The organism is Microbispora sp. H10836, from assembly GCF_012999525.1.
Classification (GTDB): Bacteria; Actinomycetota; Actinomycetes; order Streptosporangiales; family Streptosporangiaceae; genus Microbispora.
On the sequence record NZ_JABBWU010000006.1, the window covers coordinates 335910 to 356742 of the forward strand.

Below are 20833 nucleotides of genomic sequence, written 5' to 3' on the forward strand. Positions count from 1 at the left end.
GGCGCTTTCATGAACAGGGCCACAGGCCCGGTTCTCCACCAACCGCTTCCACGAGACGTGGCACATCCTGTCGGACGTGCACGGCGCCCGCCTGCTGGGCAGGCTGCTGTGGGGCCTGTCCTTCCAGCGTCTGCCGGGCACCGTGGTCGTCATCGACCGGCCGCACCTCGACCCGAACCCGTTCGACGCGGAACAGGCCGATCCGATCGTGCTGGCCCCCACCCATCTGACGACGCTGAAGCGGCAGGGAGCCCGCGAGCTGCTCCGCCGGCTCGCGGCCCGGGAGGTCCTGGTGAATTTCCCCGAGGGATCGGCGCCCGCCGTTGTCAACCCGCGAATCTGGCGTCACAACGGCACGGTCCGCGCCCGCGGCGGGGTCATCGCGGCCACCGGGTGACTCGGCGTGGCCAAGGCTTCTCGTCGCCGCGTGCCAGCAGGGGAGCAGGTCGCAGGGGGTGCGGTGCGGGTTGCGCCGACCTGCGAACCACCTGTCGCCTGGGCAAGTACGATCGACCCGTGACCGAAATGACCGAAACGACGCCAGGCTGGCTCGCCCCCGACGATATCGAGTCGGTGCGGGGCCGGATGCCGATCCTGTACGTGGACGCCGTGCCGGTGCGCGTGGACGACACGGGCACGGTGACCCGCGTCGGCCTGCTGCTGCGGATCGGCGCCGACGGCACCGTGAGCCGGGCGCTGGTGTCCGGGCGGGTGTACTACCACGAGCGCATCCGCGACGCCCTCCTGCGCCACCTGGAGAAGGACCTCGGGCCGGTGGCGCTGCCGAGCGTGCCGGTCTCGCCGACGCCGTTCACCGTGGCGGAGTATTTCCCCACCCCGGGGGTCACGCCGTTCCACGACCCTCGCCAGCACGCGGTCTCGCTGGCGTACATCGTCCCCGTACGCGGTGACTGCCGGCCCAGGCAGGACGCGCTGGACCTGGAGTGGTTCACGCCGGAGGAGGCGGCCTCCCCGATCGTGCAGCAGGAGATGACCGGCGGCCAGGGCGTGCTGCTCAAGCAGGCGCTCGCCTACGTCGGCCGCCTGCCCTGATCGGGAACGCCAACGAGCGCCTTCCCGTTGCGCTGAGCCGTCGTCGCGCTGCCTGACGGGCGTTCCGCGACACGTGTGCCGTGAGCATGGCGAGATCGGCGAGTGGCGCCGGGGGTCCCCGGCGGTCTCTAGGCCAGCTCGCGGTCCAGCACGGTGGGGGAAAGGACGTGCTGGACGACCATCGCAGCGGCGCCGACGACGCCCGCGTTCTCGCCGGCCTGTGAGGTGACGATGCGCAGGCGCTCGGTGGCCAGCGGCAGCGAGCGACGGTAGATCGACTCCCGCACGCCCGCCAGCAGCATCTCGCCGGCCTGCGCGAGCGCCCCGCCGACCACGATCAGCGATGGGTTGAACAGGCTGACGCCGGCGGCCAGCACCTCGCCGATGTCCCGGCCGGCCTGCCGCACCGCCTGGCCGGCGATCGCGTTGCCCGCCTGCAGGAGGGCCACGACGTCGGCGTTGGTCGTCGCATCGAGGCCGGCGGCGCGGAGCCTGGCCGCGATGGCGGGCCCGCTGGCCACGGCCTCCAGACAGCCGCTGTTGCCACAGCGGCAGCGCACGTCGCAGGCGTGCGGGGCCAGGATGTGCCCCAGGTCGCCGGCCGCGCCGACGTCGCCTCGATGCAACCGGCCGTTGCTGATCAGGCCTGAGCCGATGCCGGTCGCGACCTTGACGAAGATCAGGTTCTCCTCGTTCGGGAAGCAGCGGACGTGCTCCCCGAGCGCCATCAGATTGACCTCGTTGTCCACCAGGACCGGCACGGCGAAGTCGGCGGCGATCCGCGCGGGCACGTCGTAACCGTTCCAGCCCGGCATGATGGGGGGGTGGGCCGGCTTGCCGGTTGAGTGCTCGACCGGGCCGGGCAGCCCGACACCGACGCCGGCCACGGGAGCGGTGAGGCCGGGGTCGGCGCACATCCGTCGCCAGGTGTCGATGAGCAGGCCCAGCACCGCGTCGGGCCCGTCGGCGATGTCCAGCGCGAGCCTCTCGATGGCCAGTGGCTCACTGGTCAGGTCGGCAATGGCGACGGTGGCGTGGGTGGCCCCGACGTCGGCCGCCAGCACCACGCGCGCGCGGGCGTTGAACACGAACTTGCTCGCAGGCCGGCCGCCGGTGGCGGCGTTGTCGCCCCCGCTGGTGACCAGCCCGGCGTTCATGAGCGCGTCGAGACGCAGGCGTATGGTCGACCGGGCCAGTCCGGTCTCGGTCGCCAGCTCGGTACGGGTGCGCGCTTTCCCGTCCCGCAGCAGCCCAAGCAGCTCGCCAGGCGACGTCGGGGTGGCGCTTTGCCCGTGGTTCACCCCTCAATTAAAGCGAAGCTACCGCCTTCCGTCGGCACCGGCAACCAGTTGAGACGGGATCGCCAAAAGTTTCTACGATCAAGGCAAAACTTTCGTTGACGCTCGACATAAGTTCGCTTACCTTCAACGCATGTCAGTGACCGATCTTCTACGGGCGTCTGGCGGGCCCGAATCCGAGCAGCCGACGCTGCGCGTGGCGGTTGTAGGCGTGGGCTTCATGGGACAGGTGCACGCCGAGGCGGCCCGGCGCGCCGGGGCCAGAGTCGTGGCCGCGGTGGCGTCCCGCCCCGAGGGGGCCGTCACCGCGGCACGCGCGGTCGGTGCGGACGAGGGCTACCCGGACCTGGCGGCCCTGCTCGACGACGCTGAGATCGACGTGCTGCATGTCTGTACGCCTAACGCGTCGCATGCCCCCGTCACCGCCGCCGCGCTCGCCGCCGGTGTGCACGTCATCTGCGAAAAGCCGCTCGCCACCGGGAGTGCCGAGGCCGTCGCGCTCGTTGAGACGGCGGGCGATCGGGTGGCCGCGGTGCCGTTCGTCTACCGCTTCCACCCCATGGTGCGTGAGTTGCGGGCGCGGCTGGCCGCGGGCGAGGCCGGCGTCGTCGCCAGTGTGACCGGCGGCTACCTCCAGGACTGGCTATCCCGCCCGTCGGACGACGACTGGCGGGTCGACGGCGCGCTCGGCGGGCCGTCGCGGGCTTTCGCCGACATCGGTTCGCATTGGTGCGACCTTTTCGAGTTCGTCACGGGCGACCGGATCGCGCACCTGTCCGCTCGCACCGCGGTCGTGCACGAGCGCGCCCGCGGGAACGGGAAGCCCACCGAGGACCTGGCCTCCGTGCACTTCACGACCTCCGCCGGCATGGTCGGCACTCTGGTTGTGTCGCAGGTCGCCGCGGGTCGCAAGAACCGGTTGCACCTGGAGATTTCCGGCACCGAGGCGAGCTTCGGCTTCGACCAGGAGGACCCGGAGCGACTGTGGGTCGGCCGGCGCGAGGGCAGTCAGACGCTTCTGCGTGACCCCGGAACGCTTCACCCCTCCGCCGCGCGCTACGTCCGGCTGCCGGCCGGGCACGCACAAGGCTACCAGGACTGCTTCGACGCGTTCGTCGCCGACACCTACCGGGCGGTGCGCGGCGAGGACGCGCCGGACGGCCTGCCCACGTTCGCGGACGGCCTGCGCGCCGTCCGGATCACCGAGACGGTGCTGGCCTCGGCGGCCGCGGACGGCGCGTGGAGAGAGGTGCCGGCATGACCTCCGGCATCGCGACGAACGTGCGGCTGACCGGGATCACCAAGTCCTTCCTCGGCGTGCCGGTGCTGCGCGGTGTGGACCTGGAACTGCGCGGGGGCGAGGTGCACGCGGTCATGGGCGAGAACGGCGCGGGCAAGTCCACGTTGCTCAAGGTGCTGGCCGGGGTGCACCGGCCAGACGGCGGCACCATCGAGGTCGACGGCGCCGAGGTGTCCTTCGCCGGCCCGGCCGACGCGCAGCGGGCCGGCATCGCCATCATCCACCAGGAGTTCACCCTGCTGCCGCACCGCAGTGTCGCCGAGAACGTCTACCTCGGCCGCGAGCCCGTGCGGGGGATGCAGGTCGACCGGCGGCGCATGGTGGCCGACACCCGCGAGCTGCTGGACTGGCTCGGCGAGGACGGGATCGATCCCACCGACGCCGTGTCGTCGCTGTCGGTCGCCCAGCGGCAGGTCGTGGAGATCGTCAAGGCTCTGTCGACCGACGCTCGGGTCCTGGGCATGGACGAGCCGACCGCGGCGCTCGCCGATCACGAGGTCGAACTGCTCTACGACCTGGTGCGCCGGCTGCGCGAGCGGGGCATCGCGATCCTCTACGTCTCGCACCGCATGCGGGAGGTGTTCGACCTCTCCGACCGGATCACCGTGCTCAAGGACGGCCGGTTCGTCACCTGCGCCCCGACCGGCGAGCTGACCTCCGAGGACCTCGTCCGGCACATGGTGGGCCGCGACCTGGGCGAGTATTACCCGGACCGGGCCGCCCCCGACGACCTCGGGCCGGTCCGCCTCGCGGTGCGCGGCGCCGGCAACGACCACGTTCGTGACCTGAACATCGAGGTGCGCGCCGGGGAGATCGTCGGGCTGGCCGGGCTGCAGGGATCCGGCCGCTCGGCGGTCGCACGCGCGGTGTTCGGCGTCGAGCCGTTCACCCGCGGCGTGGTGGAAGTCGACGGGGTGGCACAGCGGGTCACCCGGCCCCGGACCGCGGTGCGCCTCGGGATCGCGCTGGTCACCGAGGATCGCAAAGGGGACGGGCTGGCACTCCGTCAGTCCGTACGCGACAACACGCTGCTGGTACGCCGCGCCGCGCTGAGTGGCGCACGCTCCCGGGCGAAATCGGACGTCAAGGCGTTGCTCGACATGGTGACCGTGGTGGCGCGCGGCGAGCACCAGGAGGTGCGCTTCCTGTCCGGCGGCAACCAGCAGAAGGTCGTTCTCGCCAAGTGGCTGGCGGTCGAGCCGAAGGTGCTGGTCGTCGACGAGCCGACACGCGGCATCGACGTCGGCGCGAAGCGGGCTGTACACGAGCTGCTGCGCGATCTCGCGAAGCGCGGCGTGGCGGTGCTGATGATCTCCTCGGAGCTCCCCGAGCTGATCGGGATGAGCGACCGGATCCTCGTCATGCACGACGGTGCGCCGGCCGGTGAGCTGCCCGCGGGCGCGAGCGAGGGGGCCGTGATGGCGCTGGCCACCGGGCACGGGGTCGGTGATGCGGCGTGAGCGCTCTCGAGGAGAACACCGTACCGGTCACGCGGAAGGTCACGCGGCCGGCGTTCCACCGACGACTCACCCCGGTCGCCATCGTCTACATCGCACTCGCCGCACTTCTCGTCGTCGGCAGCGTGCTCGTCGGGCTCCGCGGCGAGGTCCTCCTCGACCAGGCCGGCATCCTCAACATCTTCACCCGGGCCACCGCGCTCGGCCTCGTCGCGATAGGGCAGACGATGGCGATCCTCACCGGATCCCTCGACCTGTCCGTCGCCTACCTGGTCGGCCTCACCTCGCTGATCGCCGCGGAGACGATGGGCGGGCGGGACGGCATGATCGTGCCCGGCGTGCTGCTCGCGCTCGTGGTGGCCGCCGGCGTCGGTCTGGTAAACGGGCTGGTCATCACCGTCCTCAAGGCCAACGCGTTCATCGCGACGCTCGGCGTGGCGCTGATCCTGCGCGGCTACCTCGAGGACACCTACACCGGCCCGGCCGGGGACGTACCGCGTGGCTTCCAGCACCTCGGCTACGACCGGATCGGCCCTGTGCCGGTCGCGGCGCTGCTCATGCTGGCCGTCGCCGCGCTGTCCTGGTGGTACCTGTCGCGGACCCGTCCCGGCTACCACATGTACGCCGTCGGCGGGGACATCGAAGTGGCCCGGCTGTCGGGGGTGCCGACCCGCCGGACCATCGTCACCGCCCACGTGCTGTGCTCGGTCGCCGCCGGCCTCACCGGGATCTACCTCGCCAGCCGGCTCGGATCGGGCGCCCCGTACGTCGGCACCGACGCCGGGTACGACCTGGAGTCGATCGCCGCCGTCGTGCTCGGCGGGACTCTGCTCGCCGGTGGCCGGGGCGGCGTCGTCGGCACCATCGGCGGCGTCTTCATCCTGGCCACCCTGGACACGATCTTCGACGACCTCGAGGTCGATCCGTTCTTCAAGGACGTGGTGCGCGGCGTCGTGCTCGTGACGGCGGTCGCGCTCTACGCCCGGCGCATGACGGCCAATCGGGCCCGCGGGAGGTTGACATGACCTGGCGTCCTCGTCTGGCCGAGGGCACCGCGCCGGTGCTCGTCGTGCTGCTCCTGCTGCTCGTCGGCCTGGCGGTCGCCGGCCCGGCCTACGACGAGCCGTCCGGTTATCTGGCGCTGCTCAAACGTGCCGCGCCGCTCATGATCCTCGCGATCGGGCAGTACTTCGTCATCGTCTCCGGCGGATTCGACCTGTCGGTCGGCGCGCTGGTGACCGCAGGCGTGGTCATCGCGGCCCGGCTCATCAACGGGAGCGAGTCGGCGACGGCGTGGGTGATCCTGTTCGTGCTCGGGTTCGGCCTGCTGGTGGGCCTGGTCAACGGGCTGGTGACGACGAAGCTCCTGGTGCCGTCGTTCATCGTCACGCTCGGCATGCTGCTCGTGCTCGACGGCGCGATCTTCCTGTGGACCGGTGGCGCGCCACGCGGTGCGCTGTCCGCCGGGTTCCGGATGTTCGGGCGCGGCGCCGTGGATGTCCCGGTGCTCGGCGCGGTTCCGTGGTCGGTGCTCATCCTGCTGGCGATCCTGGCGGCCGCGGCGCTGTTCATGCGCGGCGGCACCGGCCGGGCGCTGGTCGCGGCCGGCGACAACGAGGCCGCCGTGCGCCTGTCCGGTGGCCGGGTCGACCGGCTCCGGCTGCTCGCGTTCGTCCTCTCCGGACTGCTCGCCGCGGTCGCCTCGATCCTGCTCGGCGGGTTCGCCAGCGTCTCGGCGCAGGTCGGCAACGGCCTGGAGTTCCGGGCGATCACCGCCGTCGTGCTGGGCGGCGTGCTCCTCGGCGGTGGGCGCGGGTCGGTCGTCGCGGCGGCCGCCGGCGCACTGTCCCTGGAGGCGCTGTTCACGCTGCTGAACCTGCTCGGCGTCAGCGGCGCCCTCGAGTCGGCCGTGCAGGGCGTGATCATCATTGCCGCCGTCGCCTACGCCGCCCTCGGCAGCGGCGTACGGCAGCGGCTGCGATTGTGGCCGAAACAGCGGAACCCCGAGCGACCCGCGCAACCCGCATCCTCCTGAAGTCCCCCGGTAGTAAGGAGATCAACGATAATGATCAATAGATGGGCCGTAGTGGTCGTGGCGGGCGCGCTCGCGCTCGCCGGGTGCTCAAGCGACCTGCCCGACGACAAGGCCCCGAGCGCGGGATCACCCAGTTCGAGCGGTGGATCACCCAGTTCGGACGCGGGCAAGTCCAAGTTCTTCGACCAGGCCGAGTACGACCGCCAGCTGGCGTTCCGCAACGCCACGCCGGAAGGCCCGGACGGCAAGCCGTGGGAGCAGATGCTCCAGCCGGAGATGGTCGACACCGCGAAGTTCGCGAAGCCGGGCGGGAACTACACCCTCTGCTTCTCCAACGCCTCAGTGGACAACCCCTGGCGGCAGGTGGGTTACAAGACCATGCAGCAGGAGGTGAAGCTGCACCCGGAGATCGCCAAGTTCACCGTGCTGGACGCGGAGGCGAAGGACGACAAGCAGATCAGTGACATCCAGTCGCTGTCCGGCCAGAACTGTTCCGCGATCATCATCTCGCCGAACACCACCGCCACGCTGACGCCGGCCGTCGAGCAGGCGTGCAAGACCGGCGTGCCGGTGATCGTGTTCGACCGAGGCGTAAACACCGACTGCCAGGCCACCTTCATCCACCCCATCGGCGGCTTCGCCTTCGGGGCGGACGGCGCGGAGTTCCTGAAGGAGAAGGTCAAGCCGGGCGGCAAGGTCCTCGCCCTGCGCATCCTGCCGGGCGTGGACGTGCTCGAGCAGCGGTGGGCGGCCGCCAACGAGATCTTCGCCGGCAGCGGGCTCAACGTGGTCGGCGTGGAGTTCACCGACGGCGACGCGGCCAAGACCAAGGGCATCGTGACCGACTACATCCAGCGCGAGGGTCAGATCGACGGTGTGTGGATGGACGCCGGTGCCACCGCCGTCGCCGCGGCGGAGGCGTTCCAGGACGCCGGGGTCGATGTGCCCGCCATCGTCGGCGAGGACCAGCAGGACTTCCTGCGGCTGTGGGCCGACGAGGGCCTGACCGCGGTCGCGCCGACCTATCCCACCTACCAGTGGCGGACCCCGATCATCGCGGCGCTGAAGATCCTCAAGGGCGAGCAGGTGCCGAAGGAGTGGGTGCTGCCGCAGCCGCGGATCACCGGCGACAACGTCAAGGAGTACGTCAAGCAGGACATGCCGCCGTTGCACTACGCGATGTGCGGCTGCGAGGACATGCCGGGCTACCCGGGGCCGTGGAAGTGACCAGACATCGGCTCGGGGTCAACACCTGGGTGTGGACCTCGCCGCTGACCGACGCGACCTTGGCCGCCCTCGCGGCCAAGGTCGCGGGGTGGGGCTTCGACGTGCTCGAACTCCCGGTGGAGAACCCGGGTGACTGGGAGCCGCGGCGGGCCGCCCGGGTGCTCGCCGATCACGGTCTCGGCGCCACCGTATGCCTGGTGATGCCGCCCGGTCGTGAGCTGGTCGCGGCGGACCCGGCCACCATCCGGTCCACCCAGGACTATCTGTTCGGGGTGGTGGACGCCGCCGCGACGGTCGGCTCGCCGGTGATCGCCGGTCCGGCGTACTCCTCGGTCGGCCGGACCTGGCGGATGTCGCCGGCCGAGCGGGCCTCCGCGTACGCGCAACTGCGGGACAGCCTCGCCCCCGTGGTCGAGTATGCGGGCGCGGCCGGCGTGACGGTGGCCGTCGAACCGCTCAACCGGTACGAGACGAGCCTGCTCAACACCGTCGGCCAGACCCTCGAAGCGATCGGTGACCTGCCGCACTGCGGCGTCGCCCTGGACATCTACCACCAGAACATCGAGGAGACGGACATCCCGGCGGCGATCCGCGCGGCCGCCGGCCGGGTGGCGCACGTCCAGGTGTGCGGCAACGACCGCGGCACGCCCGGCGCCGACCACCTGGGCTGGCCGGCCATCCTCGCCGCGATCGACGACGCGGGCTACGCCGGCCCGCTGTGTATCGAGTCGTTCACCGCGGAGAACGCGACGATCGCGACCGCCGCCTCCATCTGGCGTCCACTCGCCGTGAGTCAGGACGCGATCGCCCTGGGCGGACTTGAGTTCCTCAGGGGGGTGATGCCCTAGACCCGACATACCCGACGGACCCGACAGCCCTGACAGACCCGACGCCAACTCAACACCAGTCCGACGGCGCCGGCACGCCGCACGGTCACGACCACACCAGTAGTTCCTCGCGTCATGGAGGTACCGCATCTCATGAACGTGACCTGGCGTCCCCGGTGGGGACGGTGGCTCGCGATACCCGTGGTCAGCGCGCTGGCGCTGACCATGATCGGCTCCACGCCGGCGACCGCGCACGAGGGCACGGACGACAAAGCCCACGTGCTGATCTTCACGAAGACCACGCAGTTCCGGCACACCGAGGCGATCGAGCAGGGCGTTCCCGTGTTGGAGGCCGCCTTCGCCGAGGCCGGCATCACCTCGCAGCACACCGAGGACGCGTCCGTCTTCAACGACGCGGACCTCGCGCAGTTCGACGCGCTCGTGATGTTCCAGGCCTCGGGCGACCCGTGGACCGCCGACCAGAAGGCGGCCATGGAGCGCTACATGCGGGCCGGTCACGGCATCGTCGCCATCCACAACGCCACCGACATGCGTGGCAACTACACGTGGTGGGACAACATGATCGGCACGCTGATGCCCGGTCACGCCGCCACCGGCACCAGCCCCGGCCTGCCCGGCACCGTCCGGGTGGAGGACCAGGTCCACCCGTCCACCAAGCACCTGCCGCAGCGGTGGGCACGCGCCGACGAGTGGTACAACTACGCGCTCAACGTCCGCGGCAACGCGCACGTGCTCGCCACCATGGACGAGACGACCTACAACCCGGGCAGCAACGCCATGGGCTACGACCACCCGATCTCCTGGTGCAAGCCGTACGACGGCGGCCGCGCCTGGGTGACCGGCATGGGCCACTTCGGCGCCCACTACACGGGCGAGGCGGCGCTGGTGCGGCACATCGTGGGTGGCGTGAAGTGGGCCGCCGGGATGGAGCAGGGCGACTGCGGCGGCACCAAATGGGACAATTTCGAGCGGGTCGCGCTGGACCAGAACACCAGCGCCCCGTACGCCATGGACGTCGCGCCCGACGGCCGGGTCTTCTTCACCGAGCTGGTGCGCGGCCAGATCCGCGTCTACGACCCGCGGACCAGGACCACCTCCACGGCGGTCACGATCCCCGTGTACTCCGGCGGTGAGGACGGGCTGCTCGGCATCGCGCTCGACCGGGACTTCGCCAAGAACGGTTACCTCTATATCTACTACTCACCGGCGAGTGCGAACGACAGCGACCCGGCGAACTTCGTCAACCGCCTGTCCCGCCTCACCGTCGGGCCGGGCTCGCAGATCGACCGCGCCACGGAGAAGGTCCTGCTCGAGGTGCCGGCGCGCCGGCTCCCCGACGAGCCCGGTCACACCGGCGGCGGCCTCGCGTTCGGCCCGGACGGGAACCTCTATCTGGGCGTCGGCGACGATGTGAACCCGCACTCCGAGCCGTCCGGCGGCTACGCACCGCTGTCCGAGCGGGACGGGACCTTCCACGACGCGCGGGCGACCTCGGCCAACACCAACGACCTGCGGGGCAAGCTCCTGCGGATCCGCCCGGAGCCGGACGGCACCTACTCCATCCCCGCGGGCAACATGTTCGCGCCGGGCACGCCGAAGACCCGGCCGGAGATCTACGCGATGGGCTTCCGCAACCCGTTCCGGTTCTCGATCGACCCGAAGACCGGGGCCATCGGGCTGGCGGACTACTCGCCGGACAACAGCAACGACAACCCGGACAACCGGGGCCCCGCGGGTATCGCCGAGTGGAACCTCATCACCGAGCCCGGCTTCTACGGCTGGCCGCTGTGCATGGGCAACAACGAGCCGTTCCGGGACGTCGACTACCGGACGAACCCGGTGACCGTCGGCTCGTACTTCGACTGCGCCAAGCCGGTCAACGACTCGATTCGCAACACCGGCCTGACCGAGCTGCCACCGGCGAAGCCGGCCACGATGTGGTACGGCTACAAGCGGTCCTCGGTGCCGTCGGTCATCCCGCAGGGTGGTGGCCTGGCTCCGATGGGCGGCCCGTTCTACGACTACGACCCGAACCTGCAGTCGGACACCAAGTTCCCGGCGTACTACGCCGGAAAGCCGTTCTTCTATGAGTGGTCCCGGAACAAGATGTACTCGGTCACCACGAACGGGCAGGGCGGGGTCGAGAAGGTCAATCCGTTCCTGCCGCAGCAGCAGTTCCTCGCACCGATCGACTCCAAGTTCGGTCCCGAGGGCTCGATGTACGTGCTGGACTGGGGTGGCGGGTTCGGCCGCGACAACCCGAACTCGGGGCTGTACCGAGTCGACTACATCTCCGGCTCGCGTTCGCCGACGGCGAAGATCAGCGCCTCGCCGGACTCCGGTCAGGCGCCGCTGCCGGTCCGTTTCGACGGCTCGGGCAGCAGCGACCCGGAGAAGGAGGAACTGCGGTACGAGTGGGACTTCACCGACGACGGCGTCGTCGACTCGACCGAGGTGAAGCCGACTTTCACCTACACCGCGAACGGCGTCTACAACGCCCGGCTCACGGTGACCGACCCCGCCGGCAAGACCGGGATGACGACGGTGCCGATCACGGTCGGCAACACCCGGCCGGAGGTGAAGTTCAACCTGCCGCCCAACGGTGCGTTCTTCGACTTCGGCGACGAGGTGAGCTGGGACCTGTCGGTCACCGACGCCGAGGACACCGAGATCGACGACGCCGACGTGGTGATCCAGCCGGCGATGGGCCACGACGAGCACGCGCACCCGGCCGAGCCGCTGCACGGTCGTACCGGCTCGGTGGTCGCCGCCCTCGGTGGCGGGCACGGCGAGGACATGAACGTCTTCTACGCGCTCGACGGCCGGTACTCCGACTCCGGCGGCGTGGGAGGCACTCCGAGCCTGACCGGTTCGGACACCACGCTGATGTTCCCGAAGCAGCGGGAGGCGGAGTTCTTCGCCGACTCGTCGAAGGTGACGGTCGGCCCGTCGCGGGACATCGAGGGGCACGGAAACTCCATCACCGGCCAGAACGGCGCCTGGGCGTCGTACGACCCGGTCAACCTGCACAACGTCGACCGGCTGATCCTGCGCGTGTCGGCTGCCGGCGCGAGCAAGATCGAGCTCCGGCGGGGCGCGCCGGACGGTGAACTGCTCGGCACCGCCCAGGTGCCGGCGACCACGAGCGGCGGCTACGTCGACGTTCCGGTCGAGGTGTCCGACCCCGGCAAGACGTTCACCCTGTACGCGGTGTTCCCGGGTGCGGGTGAGCGGCGGCTGAACTTCATCGAGGCCGACGGCAAGGGCATCTCACCGACGAGCAAGCCGAAGGTCGCCGTGACCTCTCCGACGCCGGCCGACAAGCTGGAGCCGGGCGAGATCCAGGTGACCGCGGACGCGAGCGACGCGGAGAACAGGATCACCAAGGTCGAGTTCTTCGTCGACGGCACGTCGATCGGGGCCGACACCACGGCGCCGTACTCGGTGACCTGGAACGTCCCCGACGAGAAGCGCTACCAGCTGACCGCGGTCGCGACGAACGACAAGGGTCACCGCACGAAGTCCCGCATCGTGCAGGTCGAGGTCGGCAACCTCTTCGGCGCCTGGCAGACCTACGCCAACACCACCGCCGGCTTCGACCGGCCGGACCAGGACACCTGGATTGTCAAGGCCGGCGGAGAGAACATGTGGCAGGGCACCGACCAGTACGGCTCGGTGTATCTGCCGGCGGCGGCCGGCGACACCTGGACCGCGACGGTGAAGATCGAGAGCCAGACGAACACGAACAACTCCGCCAAGGCCGGCCTGATCGTCCGCAACGACATGACGCGTCCCGGCGTATCGCCCGGGTACGCGGCGATGACGCTGCGGGCGGGCCTCGGGTTCGAGTGGCTGCGCGACACCGACGGCAACGGCCAACTCGACGCCAGCACCGGCGCCGGCACGACGAGCTATCCGTCCTGGGTGCGGATCGTGCGGGACGGCGGGAAGTACTACGGGTACTGGAGCAAGGACGGGAAGTCGTTCGCCCTGGTCGGCGACCCGGTGACGCTGCCCGGCGCGGCAGGCCCGCAGGACATCGGCCTCGCGGTCACCGCGCACAACGCGTCCGCCACCAGCGAGGTGAAGTTCAGCGGCTTCTCGCTGGTCGACCGGGCCATCCACCCGTCACCGCCGGAGACCGCGCCGATCTGCGCGATCCGCGGCTCGGACGCCTTCGACGGTGACACGCTGAACACCAACCGGTGGAGCACGGTGCGGAACGCGCCGAACCTCCCCGTACGGGTCGCCGACGGCGGGCTGGTGCTGCCGGTCACGAACGGTGACATCAACGAGGGTGCCACCGGGCCGATCAGCTACGTCGGCCAGCGCGCCAAGACCGGGGCGTGGACGATCACCACGAAGGTGACCATCCCGCACAACCGTGAGTGGCAGCACGCCGGTCTGCTCATGCACGGCACCGACAACGATTACGTCAAGCTGGCGTTCACCCGTAACTCGTCCGGCGGCCGGATCATGGAGTTCCAGACCGAGGCCGGCGGGACGCGGACCTGGCACGCCAACGTGGGTGTGCCGACGGACTTCCCGTCCACCGCGCACCTGCGGCTGGTCAGCGACGGTCAGAAGCTGACCGCGGCGTACTCCGCCGACGGCCAGAACTGGACGGCGCTCGCCGGCTCCGCGAACGTCATCCCGAACGCGACCGTCGGCCCCGTGGCCGCCGGGGACACCGGGGCGGCGCGGGTCAACGCCGTGTTCGACCACTTCACCATCACGCCGGACGGCACGGACGACGGTGTCCGCGCGCCCGGCGACGAGTTCGACGGCAGCGCTCTCGACGGCTGCCGGTGGAACTCGGTGGTGCGGTACGACTCGTCCAAGGCCGCGGTGAGCGGCGGTGCGCTGCGCATCGAGACCCAGCCGGGCGACATCAACGGCACCAACAACGCCTCGCCGCGGAACTTCATCCTGCAGAAGATCCCCGGGGACGTCGCCGCCGGCAACTGGACGATCGAGACCAGGCTGACGCCGACGATGCTGCACAAGTGGCAGCTGGCGGGCTTCCTGGTCTACAACGACGACGACAACTACGTGAAGTTCGACGTCGTCGCCAACAACAACGCCGGAACGCCGGCCGACCTGCGTGCCGAGCTGGTCTCGGAACGCAACGCGCAGTTCGGCAACGGCGGCAACCGGTCGATCGACATCGCCGACTCGTCCGAGAGCGGCTGGTACTACCTGCGGCTGAGCCGGAGTGGGAACACCTACTCGGCCCAGATCAGCGACGGCGGGGTCAACTGGACCTCACTCGGCCAGCCGGTCACCAACGACGCCGCGATGACCTCGTTCGGCCTGATGGCGCTGGGTCCGGAGCAGGCGCAGCCGGTCACGGTCGCGTTCGACTACTTCCGGATCCTGGACACGACGGCACCGAGCCTGACCGTGTCGGTCGACCCAGCGCAGCCGAACGGCCAGCGTGGCTGGTACACCTCGCCTGCGACGGTCACCGCGTCGGCGAGCGACGACCGCGATGGCCCTGTCCGCATCGAGTTCGCCCAGGGCGACGGCGCCTGGACCCAGTACCGCGAGCCGGTCCGGGTGACCGAGGACGGCCTGCGGGAGCTGCGGTTCCGGGCGATCGACGAGGCCGGCAACGTCTCCGCGCCGAAAGCGGTGTCCCTGCGCGTCGACACCACGGCCCCGGTCGTGACCGTGGACGGCGTGACGAAGGGCGGAAAGTACGACGTCGGCACCTCACTGCCGATCGCCGCCGCGGCGCGGGACGCCACGTCTACCGTCGACTCGGTGGTCCTCCGCCTGGACGGGGTGGCGATCGAGAGCGGTGCGGGTGTCGAGCCCACGGCGGGCGGTCACAAGCTGGCCGTCGTGGCGACCGACCTGGCCGGCAACGTCACGGAGGTGACGGTCGCCTTCGAGATCGTCGCCACCTACGACAAGACCCAGGCGCTGGTGCGGCGGTACCAGGCGGAGGGTCTGCTCGGCGACGAGCTCGCCGACCGCCTGTTCGGCCAGCTCCAAGCGGCCAAGGCCACGGCGGCGGCGGACCGGCCGGACCAGGCCAAGGCCGCCCTGGACCGGTTCTCGGCGGCGGCTCGTACCGTCGCCGACGAGTCGGCCCGCGCGCAACTGCTCGCGGCCGGTGCCTACCTGCGGGCCCGCCTGTGAGTAGATGACGGGGAGCCGGTGCCGGCCGGCTCCCGACCGGTGCCGGAGCACGCCACGCGTGCTCCGGCACTTGGTCTTCTCGCGCGGCGCGGCGCGTCGCCGGCCGTTCGTGAGCCGGGTCAGCGCCGCGCGTGCGCGTCGCCGGCCGTCCTGGCGCCCAGAAGCTCGGTGAAGAGGTTCTCCCACAGGGGCATCACGTTCTCCGGCGCGTACTCCCTGGCGGTCGCGGCGGCGGCGGCGCCCATGCGCAGCCGCAGGTCGCGGTCGGCGATGAGCCGGTTGATGGCCGCGGCCAGGGCGTCCACGTCCCCGCAGGGCACCAGCACACCGTCGGTCCCGTCGGTGAGCACGTCGCCGGGGCCGGTCGGGCAGTCGAAGGCCACGATCGGCAGCGCGTGCGTCATCGCCTCGATCATGACCATCGGCAGGCCCTCGAACCGGCTGCTCAGCGCGTACATCGAGGCCCGGGCGAGCTCGTCGTCGAGGCGGTTGGTCCGGCCCATGAGCGTCACGTGCGCGGACAGGCCGTGCTCGCCGATCAGCGCGCGCAGGGCGGCCTTCTTCGGGCCGGTGCCGAAGATGCGCAGGCGCCACTCCGGATGTTCCTTCACCACCTGGGCGAACGCCGGGAGCAGCAGGTCGAAGCCCTTCTGCTTGACCAGGCGTCCCGCGGCGACCACCACGGGGTGCTCCTGCCGGGACGGCGTCTGGTTGACCGCGTGGACCGCGTTCGGGATCCGCACGATCCTCGTGCCGGGCAGCGCCTGCTCGTACTCGCGCTGGTCGCTGGCCGTCAGCACCGTGACCGCGTCGAACGCTCCGTAGTGCCTGACGATCTCCCCGCGCAGCGTCGCGGGATAGGTGCCGAGGTTCATGTGCTCCTGCGCCACCCGCACGACGTTCTTGGAGGCGCGGCGCGCGGAGATCAGGTTCAGCGCCGGGCGGGTGGTCACGAGCACGCCGTCGTCCAGGGAGGAGACGTAGTCGATGACGGCCTTCTCCACCCGCTCGGTGAAGTAGCCGGCGGCGAACTCGCCGTACGGCACGATCTTGCCGCGCAGCCGCCGCCACACGCGGCGGCCGAGGGAGTCGGCCCGCACGCCGGCCCGCTGGTCCACGAGCGTGTTGAGGGCGACGGCGGGATGCAGCCGGAACTGCGGCTCCTCACGGCGGCGCACCACACTGACGATCTCCACGTCGTGGCCGAGCGCGGCCATCGCGTTCGCCTGGTTGACCACGGTGCGGATCGTGCCGCCCATGCCGTACGCGTGCAGGAGCATGTATCGGATCCTCATCCGCGCCTGCCCTCCTCACGGGGCAGGTAGCCCCAGCTGCGGCAGATGGGTTTGAGTAGATCGGGTATCTCGTCCGGCCCCGGCAGGTCGCGTCCCGGCTGCACCGTGCCCGACCGGATCTTGTCGCTCCAGTCGCCGAGGCCCTTCTGCACGACCTTCTGCTCGCCGTACGCCAGCATGCCGGGCTCCCACTCGACGCCGAGGAACTCGCAGATGGCGCGGGTCGTCTTCTCCGGCTCGGCGGTCAGTTCCTCGTAGCGCACGGTCAGGCCGGTGAGGGCCTTCTGGGCCCGCCGCACGGCCTTCATGTAGCGCAGCGCGTCGGCGGCGGCCTCCTCCCGGGTGCGCTTGACGGGGTCCGCCTCGTACCAGGACGCGGCGATGGAGGCGGGGTGACGCAGCAGGAAGATGAAGCGGGCGTCCGGCCAGCAGGCGGCGATCCTGGCGTACGCGAAGGCGTTGGCGGGGGTCTTGTCCACGATGGTCCGCTTGCCGCTGCGTACGAGTTCGCGGTGGAGCACCCGGTCCCACAGTATGTGCTCCAGGTCGGCCTGGTTGTGGCCGAGCGCCTCCATGGCCTTGCGGGCCAGCGGCGTGCCGAATCCGACGGTCAGCCGCCGGACATGCAGTTCATGCGGGGCGTGCAGATCGGGATGGGCGTTCAGGATCGACCGCAGCAGGGTGGAGCCCGACCGCACCGGGGACATGACGAACACCGGAGCGACCAGAAGGCGGTCGGTGCGCGGGTCGGCCGGTGGGCGCACCAGTTCCTCGGGCGCCGGAGCCGGTGCGTGAGCCTTCGGTGACGACGGCGCGGCGGGCCGGACACGGGTGAGCTGGACTCCTGTGAACCTGACGAGTGCGCCGTTGATCCTCCGCTGCCATGTCATGGCCCGCGAATCTACCGGTGCTTCCGGGGAATTCCCTGAGAATCAACCCCCTGTTCACCTGTGACCCCACCACTGTCACCAGGCGATCCGCCGCCTCGGCGCGGTCAGCCACCGGCGGGCGGCGTCCAGGTGGGCGTCACCCAGCCCGTCCCGGGGGTCGACGGAGACGACCAGGAACTCGCCGACCCCCGGATGGTCGTGCAGGTACTCCAGATCGGCAGGCCCGAGGTCGTCGTCGAACCACACGAACGGCCGGCCCCGGACGTACTCCGCGACGTGCCAGGTCTTGAGGTTCACCCCGTGCGGGCGGGGAGGGTCGCCGTCGATCGGGACGACGGGCAGCGGGGGCAGGCCGATCCTGGGGCCGATCTCCTCGTTGGCGCGCTCGCCCCAGGTCGTCGCCCAGGTCAGGGCCACGCCGGTCTCCCGGCGCAACGCGATCAGCTTGGCGCCGTGGCGGGGATCGAGCAGCAGACGGAACCCCTCGCCCTCCACCACGCATTCGAACCGGCGGAAACGCGGCGAGGAGCGCCGTACGGGGTTGAGCACCCCGTCGACGTCCAGCAGCAGCAGCGCGCCGTCCATCACACGGCCATCATCTCGCCGCCGGCGTCGCCCCTCCACTCGGCGTCCAGGTGCGGAAACGCGAACCGGATCCGGCCGGACATGTCGTCCGAACCGGATCCGGTGTGGTCGCCAGGGATCAGGCCCCAGGGATCAGGCCCCAGGGATCAGGACCTGGTGCAGGTGAGGGACGGGGTGGCCGCGCTGCCGTTGGCGGTGAAGCCGAAGGTGGTGGTCGCGCCGGCCGCGATGGAGCCGTTGTAGGGGGCGTTGCGGACGACCATGTTGGAGCCGGACCCGCTCTGCGTGCCGTTCCACAGGCTGCTGATGGTCTGTCCGCCGGGCCAGGTCCAGCTCACGGTCCAGCCGTTGACCGACGAGTTGCCGGCCTTGACGGTGACCTCGGACTGGAAGCCGCCGGGCCAGGAGTTGACCGTACTGATCGTCGCGCTGCATCCGCCGGGCTCCGGCGAGGTTCCGGGGGAGGGGCTCACCGGCGGCGTGGGGCTCGGGCTGACCGGCGGGGTCGGGCTCGGGCTGACCGGCGGGGTGGGGCTGGGCGAGTTGGTCGGGCCGACGGAGTTCAGGGCGTTCAGCACCGAGTTGTAGGCGGCCTTCTTGTTGCCGCTGGTGTCGAACAGCAGCGGGCTGGTGTTCGCACCGAGCCAGGAGTCGCTGTCGCGCACGCCCCACACGGTGATGCCGGCGCAGCGCGGCACGGCAAGGCAGTCGTTGACCACGTTGGCGTAGGTCTGGGCCGAGCCGCCCTGGATGTCCAGCTCGGTGATCTGCACGTCCACGCCGAGCGCGGCGAAGCTGGAGATGGTGGTGCGGTAGTTGCTGTTGTAGGCGCTCTGGCTGTTGAAGTGCGACTGCAGGCCGACGCAGTCGATCGGCACGCCACGGGACTTGAAGTCGCGGACCATGTTGTAGACGCCCTGCGTCTTGGCCCAGGACCAGTTGTCGATGTTGTAGTCGTTGTAGCAGAGCTTGGCGTTGGGGTCGGCCGCGCGGGCGGTGCGGAAGGCCACCTCGATCCAGTCGTTGCCGGTGCGCTGGAGGTTGGAGTCGCGCCGTCCGCCGGAGCCGTCGTCGAAGGCCTCGTTGACCACGTCCCAGGCATAGATCTTGCCCTTGTAGTGGCCCACCACGCCGTTGATGTGGTTGATCATCGCCTGGCGCAGCGCGCTGCCGGACAGGTTCCGCATCCAGTTGGGCTGCTGGTTGTGCCAGGCCAGGGTGTGGCCGCGGACCCGCTTGCCGTTCTGCACCGCCCAGTTGTAGACGCGGTCACCCTGCGTGAAGTTGAACTGGTTCTGGTTCGGCTCGGTCGCGTCGATCTTCATCTCGTTCTCGGCCGTGACCATGTTGAACTCACGGTTCGCGATCGTGGTGTACTGCGAGTCGCCGAGCTTGCCCGAGGCGATGGCGGTGCCGAAGTACCGCCCGCTCTGCGCGGCGGCCGCACCCAGCGTGCTCTCCGCCGCGCCCGCGGGAATCGACACCGCCACGGCGGTGAGCGCGCCGAGCACGCCGAGGGCGCCGGCGAGCAGCACGCGGCCGCGGCGCGGGCGCCGGGGCCGATCTGGTGTGGCGTTCGTATCCATGCCTGAGCCTCCACAACTGAATCACGGAAAGCGGGGACATCCGCGGGATCGGCACCGCGTCCCACTGCGCAGGGGACGCACACCACGAGGGCGTCGCGGACGGCGCCCCCCTGCCGCTTCACCACCGACCTGGCAGGGGAGACCGCCTCTCGGGGACTCAGTCTGGAAACCTCGCCGAAATGTGTCAAGACTACTCTGAAACTTTCGGTGACCTCGATCCTGTGGCATCTGCTCTACCCGGCCTCCTCTGAATGGTCGGGCCGTAGAGACCGTGGCAACGGTCTCACAGGGCGAGACGAGTCGCTGATGAAAGTTTCAGCACGACGCCCGCACCGCGCGCGGTCCACCGCCGTCGATCGCTCCTGATGAGCGGACATCCGGTTTGGGCGCAGGGGTGGAACGGCATGTACCGGGGCCCTTGACGGAGCTCGCCGTCTCGTATTTGCTCCGGCGCACCACCACCCACCGGCCGCCGTGAGAAGAGGAGCAGTGACCCGCCGCGATCTGTTAGCGCTAACAACCATGCCGACGAGCGCTACGGAGCCGGCCCTCGCCGGGTGACGGTCCCCGTCGAGGGAACCGCGCCGCCACGCCAGAGCCATCACCCCCCATCCACTCGCCTTCCTCGGAAAGGTTGGGCAAACTCTAGATGTTAACGTTAACACTTCGGCGCAGCTCCACAAAGAGGCCGTCCACCAGCGGTTGGAGACGGTGGAGGCGCCTGCTGACCACCGCGATCCTGTCCGTGACCGTCGCGGCGACCGCGCCGGGCGTTGCGAACGCGGAGTCCAACGGCGGGGTGCGGGTCATGCCGCTGGGCGACTCGATCACCGAGGGCACCCAGGTGCCCGGCGGCTACCGGATCGGGTTGTGGCAGCGCCTGGCCTCCGGCCGCTACACGATCGACTTCGTCGGATCGCAGTTCAACGGGCCGGGCAACCTGGGCGACCACGACCACGAGGGACACCCCGGCTGGCGGATCGACCAGATCGACGCCAACATCACCCGCTGGCTGCAGACCTACACCCCGCGCACCGTGCTGCTGCACATCGGCACCAACGACGTCCTGCAGAACTACAACGTCTCCGGCGCGCCGCAGCGGCTGTCCACGC

Annotated in this window: 15 protein-coding genes; 10 read left to right on the top strand and 5 right to left on the bottom strand. The window is 70.4% G+C overall.

Annotated features, from left to right (window positions below; translation table 11 throughout):
* The first annotated feature begins 76 nt into the window (after nucleotides 1-76).
* On the top strand, nucleotides 77-397 hold the full coding sequence (locus HHX30_RS40620) for a hypothetical protein (protein ID WP_211591998.1): 321 nt from the start codon (nucleotides 77-79) through the stop codon (nucleotides 395-397).
* Between the two features lie 128 nt (nucleotides 398-525).
* Nucleotides 526-1053, top strand: coding sequence for an NUDIX hydrolase family protein (locus HHX30_RS14600; protein WP_169982501.1), 528 nt, complete (start codon nucleotides 526-528; stop codon nucleotides 1051-1053).
* Between the two features lie 128 nt (nucleotides 1054-1181).
* Here the strand turns inward: HHX30_RS14600 and HHX30_RS14605 are convergent, their stop codons facing one another.
* Complete coding sequence (locus HHX30_RS14605) at nucleotides 1182-2354, bottom strand: ROK family transcriptional regulator (protein WP_169982452.1); 1173 nt, start codon at nucleotides 2352-2354, stop codon at nucleotides 1182-1184.
* Nucleotides 2355-2484: 130 nt separating this feature from the next.
* Between HHX30_RS14605 and HHX30_RS14610 the strand changes: the two genes are divergently transcribed.
* From HHX30_RS14610 to HHX30_RS14640, 7 genes are all read left to right on the top strand, one after another.
* Nucleotides 2485-3612, top strand: coding sequence for a Gfo/Idh/MocA family protein (locus HHX30_RS14610; RefSeq protein ID WP_169982453.1), 1128 nt, complete (start codon nucleotides 2485-2487; stop codon nucleotides 3610-3612).
* Complete coding sequence (locus HHX30_RS14615; protein ID WP_169982454.1) at nucleotides 3609-5111, top strand: sugar ABC transporter ATP-binding protein; 1503 nt, start codon at nucleotides 3609-3611, stop codon at nucleotides 5109-5111. The genes HHX30_RS14610 and HHX30_RS14615 overlap by 4 nt, the downstream gene beginning before the upstream one ends.
* Entirely contained in the window at nucleotides 5108-6133 is a 1026-nt protein-coding gene (locus HHX30_RS41630) for an ABC transporter permease (RefSeq protein WP_169982455.1), read from the top strand. Before HHX30_RS14615 ends, HHX30_RS41630 begins: the two co-directional genes overlap by 4 nt.
* Nucleotides 6130-7143, top strand: a complete 1014-nt coding sequence (locus HHX30_RS14625; RefSeq protein WP_169982456.1) for an ABC transporter permease — start codon at nucleotides 6130-6132, stop codon at nucleotides 7141-7143. The genes HHX30_RS41630 and HHX30_RS14625 overlap by 4 nt, the downstream gene beginning before the upstream one ends.
* Nucleotides 7144-7173: 30 nt before the next feature.
* Nucleotides 7174-8370 (top strand): substrate-binding domain-containing protein, encoded by a 1197-nt coding sequence (locus HHX30_RS14630; protein ID WP_169982457.1) that lies wholly within the window; start codon nucleotides 7174-7176, stop codon nucleotides 8368-8370.
* Nucleotides 8367-9218, top strand: coding sequence for a sugar phosphate isomerase/epimerase (locus HHX30_RS14635; RefSeq protein WP_169982458.1), 852 nt, complete (start codon nucleotides 8367-8369; stop codon nucleotides 9216-9218). Before HHX30_RS14630 ends, HHX30_RS14635 begins: the two co-directional genes overlap by 4 nt.
* A gap of 132 nt (nucleotides 9219-9350) precedes the next feature.
* Entirely contained in the window at nucleotides 9351-15365 is a 6015-nt protein-coding gene (locus HHX30_RS14640) for a ThuA domain-containing protein (protein ID WP_169982459.1), read from the top strand.
* Between the two features lie 119 nt (nucleotides 15366-15484).
* Here HHX30_RS14640 and HHX30_RS14645 read toward each other — a convergent pair whose 3' ends face one another.
* The 4 genes from HHX30_RS14645 to HHX30_RS14660 form a co-directional block, all read right to left on the bottom strand.
* The gene (locus tag HHX30_RS14645) at nucleotides 15485-16660 is read right to left on the bottom strand and encodes a glycosyltransferase family 4 protein (RefSeq protein ID WP_169982460.1); all 1176 of its coding nucleotides are present in this window, start codon (nucleotides 16658-16660) and stop codon (nucleotides 15485-15487) included.
* A complete protein-coding gene (locus HHX30_RS14650) occupies nucleotides 16657-17550 on the bottom strand; it encodes a sulfotransferase (RefSeq protein WP_169982461.1) in 894 nt (297 codons plus the stop codon). The genes HHX30_RS14645 and HHX30_RS14650 overlap by 4 nt, the downstream gene beginning before the upstream one ends.
* A gap of 75 nt (nucleotides 17551-17625) precedes the next feature.
* Nucleotides 17626-18135: an HAD domain-containing protein gene (locus HHX30_RS14655; RefSeq protein WP_211591999.1), complete on the bottom strand. Its 510-nt coding sequence runs from the start codon at nucleotides 18133-18135 to the stop codon at nucleotides 17626-17628.
* 146 nt (nucleotides 18136-18281) lie between these two features.
* On the bottom strand, nucleotides 18282-19721 hold the full coding sequence (locus HHX30_RS14660; RefSeq protein WP_169982463.1) for an endo-1,4-beta-xylanase: 1440 nt from the start codon (nucleotides 19719-19721) through the stop codon (nucleotides 18282-18284).
* 745 nt (nucleotides 19722-20466) lie between these two features.
* Here HHX30_RS14660 and HHX30_RS14665 point away from each other — a divergent pair.
* Nucleotides 20467-20833: GDSL-type esterase/lipase family protein (locus HHX30_RS14665; RefSeq protein ID WP_311922395.1), on the top strand; the 367-nt coding region annotated here is incomplete at its 3' end.

What these genes read in the sequence shown, in the direction of transcription:
- HHX30_RS14660 (WP_169982463.1), bottom strand. Translation starts at nt 19,721, where the DNA reads ATGGATACGAACGCCACACCAGATCGGCCCCGGCGCCCGCGCCGCGGC.
- HHX30_RS14655 (WP_211591999.1), bottom strand. Translation starts at nt 18,135, where the DNA reads ATGGACGGCGCGCTGCTGCTGCTGGACGTCGACGGGGTGCTCAACCCC.
- HHX30_RS14640 (WP_169982459.1), top strand. Translation starts at nt 9,351, where the DNA reads ATGAACGTGACCTGGCGTCCCCGGTGGGGACGGTGGCTCGCGATACCC.
- HHX30_RS14650 (WP_169982461.1), bottom strand. Translation starts at nt 17,550, where the DNA reads ATGACATGGCAGCGGAGGATCAACGGCGCACTCGTCAGGTTCACAGGA.
- HHX30_RS14630 (WP_169982457.1), top strand. Translation starts at nt 7,174, where the DNA reads ATGATCAATAGATGGGCCGTAGTGGTCGTGGCGGGCGCGCTCGCGCTC.
- HHX30_RS14645 (WP_169982460.1), bottom strand. Translation starts at nt 16,660, where the DNA reads ATGAGGATCCGATACATGCTCCTGCACGCGTACGGCATGGGCGGCACG.
- HHX30_RS14600 (WP_169982501.1), top strand. Translation starts at nt 526, where the DNA reads ATGACCGAAACGACGCCAGGCTGGCTCGCCCCCGACGATATCGAGTCG.
- HHX30_RS14615 (WP_169982454.1), top strand. Translation starts at nt 3,609, where the DNA reads ATGACCTCCGGCATCGCGACGAACGTGCGGCTGACCGGGATCACCAAG.
- HHX30_RS14625 (WP_169982456.1), top strand. Translation starts at nt 6,130, where the DNA reads ATGACCTGGCGTCCTCGTCTGGCCGAGGGCACCGCGCCGGTGCTCGTC.
- HHX30_RS14610 (WP_169982453.1), top strand. Translation starts at nt 2,485, where the DNA reads ATGTCAGTGACCGATCTTCTACGGGCGTCTGGCGGGCCCGAATCCGAG.